This window comes from Oleiphilus sp. HI0128 (assembly GCF_001635365.1).
The window spans coordinates 1-859 of sequence record NZ_LWGG01001455.1 but is presented as its reverse complement, the minus strand read 5'-3'; the positions used below and the strand labels follow the sequence as shown (position 1 = coordinate 859).

The 859-nt window shown below is 43.8% G+C and carries 1 protein-coding gene; it reads right to left on the bottom strand.

The window, feature by feature from the left end:
• The coding region (locus A3763_RS23985; RefSeq protein WP_304440843.1) for a proton-conducting transporter membrane subunit at positions 1-726 on the bottom strand (726 nt) is incomplete at its 3' end.
• Positions 727-859 lie beyond the last annotated feature (133 nt).

Here is an 859-nt window from a genome sequence, read left to right as displayed (position 1 = left end):
CATTGCGGCAGGTAGCCAGCGATGGAAAGGCATAATGGCTGCTTTACCAATGCCATAGCAGAATAGAACGAGTAGAACGCTAAGGACGGCCTTGCTGTGTGAATTATCAAAAATTCCACCTGCTTGGAAATCCAATGTGCCTGTTAAGCTGTAAGTACCCAAGACAGCAAAGAGTAAAAATGCGATTGATGTACTAAGCAAGATGCCGAGGTAAGTTCTGCCGCCTTGCTTGGCTGCTTCAGTCCCAGCATGTGTTACTAGTGGGTAAGTTGACAGTGTTAATACTTCATAAAATATGAATAGTGTTAGCAGGTTGCCTGAGAAGCAAATTGCCATAACGGAACTGATCGCCAGTGCGAAGCAGCAGAAAAATCGAGTTTGGTTTTCTTCATTGTGGCCTCGCATATAACCAATCGCGTAGATGCTGGTAATGATCCACAAGAAGCTCGCTACAATAGCGAAAAGTACGCCAAGGGGTTCAACTTCAAAGCTGATCCCAAGACCTGGAAATAAGTCGATAACATCAAGCTTAAGGGCAACACCCTGAAAGGTATAGTCGGTAATTGCTAATACGATAGAGAATAAGATAGCTGCTGTACTTAATGTGACAGCCTCTCTGATGTTTGGGTTCTTACCTGTTGCGATAACGATTAACGCACCAATAAAAGGTACAAGAATCGAGAGGGTGATCAGCTGTGATGGCTCAATACCTTGCCAGAGGTTCATGGAGAAACCTCCTGAGCATTAATACTTAAGGTTGTATTCTGGAATAACCATTGAGATGCGCTATTTGCAGCGTCGGTAGTCAAGCTTGTATCGATACCAAAATAAATGTTTGCCAATACAAGTGCCCACATCG